The following is a 2,925-nucleotide window of genomic DNA, read 5'->3' on the forward strand; positions in this document are numbered from 1 at the left end:
TGCTTGCCGCGGCGTTGCGGGCCAAGCAGCCCGAGCCGCACGCTTTCGCCGCGTTCCTCGCCCAGGCCCACAACGCCGGAGTGCCGGTGGACTGGGCGGCCGTGCTGGCCGGCGGGAAGCGCATCGACCTGCCTACCTACGCCTTCCAGCACCAGCGCTACTGGCTGATGCCCGGCACCGCCGACACCGGCACCCTCGGCCACCCGATCCTGACCGCCGCCACCCCCGTCGGCGACCGCGACGAATGGCTGTTCACCGGACGGCTCTCCACCGCCACCCAGCCGTGGGTGGCCGACCACGTCCTGCTCGGCACGATCGTTGTACCCGGCACCGCCATCGTGGAACTCGCCCTCGCGGCCGGCCGGCAGGTCGCCACCCCGGCGGTCGAGGAGCTCGTCCTCGAGGCGCCCATGCTGCTGCAGCCCGGCGAGACCGTCCGGCTCCAGGTCGCGGTGGGCGAACCGGACGAGCACGGCCGCCGCGACGTCGCCGTCTACACCCGCGCGGAATCGGCCGGCGCGACGACGCGGACCGTCTGTCACGCCCGCGGCACCCTGGCCGCCGAGACCGAGCCGGCCGCGCCGTGGCCCGCCGAGTGGCCGCCGGAGGAAGCCGAGCCGCTCGCCGTCGAGGAACTGTACGACCGCCTCACCGGCATCGGGTACGACTACGGGCCGATCTTCCTCGGCGTGCAGGCGGCCTGGCGGGACGGGGACGAGGTGTACGCCGACGTCGCGCTGCCCGGCGACCCGGCGGACGCCGCCCGGGGCTTCGGGATCCACCCGGCCCTGTTCGACGCTGCCCTGCAGAGCGGCGCGGTCCTGCTGATCGACGGGGACGGCGGCCGGCACCGCATGCCGTTCAGCTGGTCCGGCATACGCCTGGACCGGACCGCCGGCACCCGCCTGCGCGTCCGCGTCACCTCGACCGGTGATTCGTCGCTGCGCCTGGACGCCACCGACGAGTCCGGCGCCCCGGTCGTCTCGGCCCGCTCCATCGTGGCCCGCCCGGTGGACCGGGCCCGGCTCGACGGCACCCGGCAGGCCGCCGACGACGCGCTGTTCACCGTGGAGTGGACGGCCGTCCCGGCCCCGTCGGCCGGCGGGGCCGGGTCCGGCGTCGTGGTGGAACACGTCGACGGACCGGACGCCGCCCTCGCCCTGCTGCACCGGTGGATCGAGGCCGAGCCGCCCGCCACCGGCCCGGTCATCATCGTCACCCGCGGCGCGGTCGCGGCCGGTGACGAGGCGCCGGATCTGGCGCAGGCGCCGGTGTGGGGTCTGGTGCGTAGTGCTCAGTCGGAGCATCCGGGCCGGTTCCTGCTGGTGGACCTGGACGACGGGGCCGAGCCGGACTGGGGTGCGCTGGCTGGGCTGGATGAGCCGCAGCTCGCGGTGCGCGGCGGACGTCTGCTCGCGCCGCGTCTCGCCCGGGCCCGTACGGCCACCGGCGTCGAGCCCCGGCCGCTCGACGCGGACGGGATCGTGTTGGTCACCGGGGGTACGGGTGGTCTCGGCGCGGTGGTGGCGCGGCACCTGGTGGCCACTCACGGCGTGCGGCATCTGGTGTTGGTGAGTCGGCGTGGCCCGGCGGCCGAGGGTGTGGCGGAGCTGGTCGCGGAGCTGGCGGGTCTGGGCGCGCAGGCGGACGTGGTGGCCTGTGACGTGGCGGACCGGGCGCAGCTTGCCGGTGTGCTCGATGGCCTGGACCGGCCGCTGACCGCGGTGGTGCACGCCGCCGGCGTCCTGGACGACGGCGTCATCGCACAGCTCACCCCGGAACGACTCGACCGGGTCCGGCGCCCCAAGCTGGACGCCGCCCTGCACCTGCACGAGCTGACCGCCGGGACGGATCTGGCCGCGTTCGTGCTGTTCTCCTCGGTGGCCGCGCTCATGGGCAGCCCGGGGCAGGGCAACTACGCCGCCGCCAACGCCGGTCTCGACGCGCTCGCCGCCTGCCGCCGCGCGGCCGGGCTGCCTGCCACGTCGCTGGCCTGGGGCCTGTGGGCGGAGGCGGCCGGCATGGGCGGCACCCTGGACGACGCGGAACGGGCCCGGCTGGAACGCATGGGCGTCGGCGCGCTCCCCACCGACCTGGGCCTGGAGCTGTTCGACCGGGCGCAGCGGCTCGGCACGGCGCTGGTCGCCCCGGTACGCCTCGACCCGGCCGCCCTCCAGGGCCACGCCCGGACCGGGATGCTCCCGGCGCTGCTGCGCGGCCTCGTCCGGACCCCCGCCCGCCGCGCCGTCCCGGGCGGCTCGCTGGCGCAGCGGCTCGCCGCGGTGCCCGTCGCCGACCGTGAACAGGTTGTCCGGGAACTGGTGCAGACCCAGGTCGCCGCGGTGCTCGGGCACAGCTCCCCGGCGGCCGTCGAACCCGGCCGGGCCTTCAAGGAGCTCGGGTTCGACTCGCTCGGCGCGGTCGAGCTGCGCAACCGGCTGACCCAGGCCAGCGGCGTACGGCTGCCGTCCACGCTCGTCTTCGACCACCCCACCCCCGCCGCCGTCGCGGCCTACCTGCTGGCCGAGGCCGGCGGCGTGCCGGACGCGCCCACCGGCGTGGACCGGCGGCCACGCCGCGCCCGGGCCGGCGAACCGTTGGCGATCGTGGGCATGAGCTGCCGCTATCCGGGTGGGGTCAGTTCCCCGGACGAGTTGTGGGATCTGGTCGCGAACGGGCGTGACGCGATCGGTGGGCTGCCGGCCGATCGCGGCTGGGACGAGCGGATCCGCCAGGCAGACCCGGACAGCCCCGGCGCGGTCGCTACCAGCGGCGGCGGCTTCCTGGACGGCGCTGGCGACTTCGACGCCGGGTTCTTTGGGATCGGCCCGCGTGAGGCGGTGGCGATGGACCCGCAGCAGCGGCTGTTGTTGGAGGCGTCGTGGGAGGCGTTGGAGGACGCGGGTATCGATCCGACGTCGCTGC

General features: G+C 76.0%; 1 protein-coding gene. It reads left to right on the forward strand.

The genetic code is table 11. The features are described 5' to 3' along the window. Nucleotides 1-2,925: SDR family NAD(P)-dependent oxidoreductase (locus tag E1258_RS35620; protein WP_132407522.1), on the forward strand; the 2,925-nt coding region annotated here is incomplete at both ends.

This window comes from Micromonospora sp. KC207 (assembly GCF_004348615.1).
Lineage (GTDB): Bacteria > Actinomycetota > Actinomycetes > Mycobacteriales > Micromonosporaceae > Micromonospora.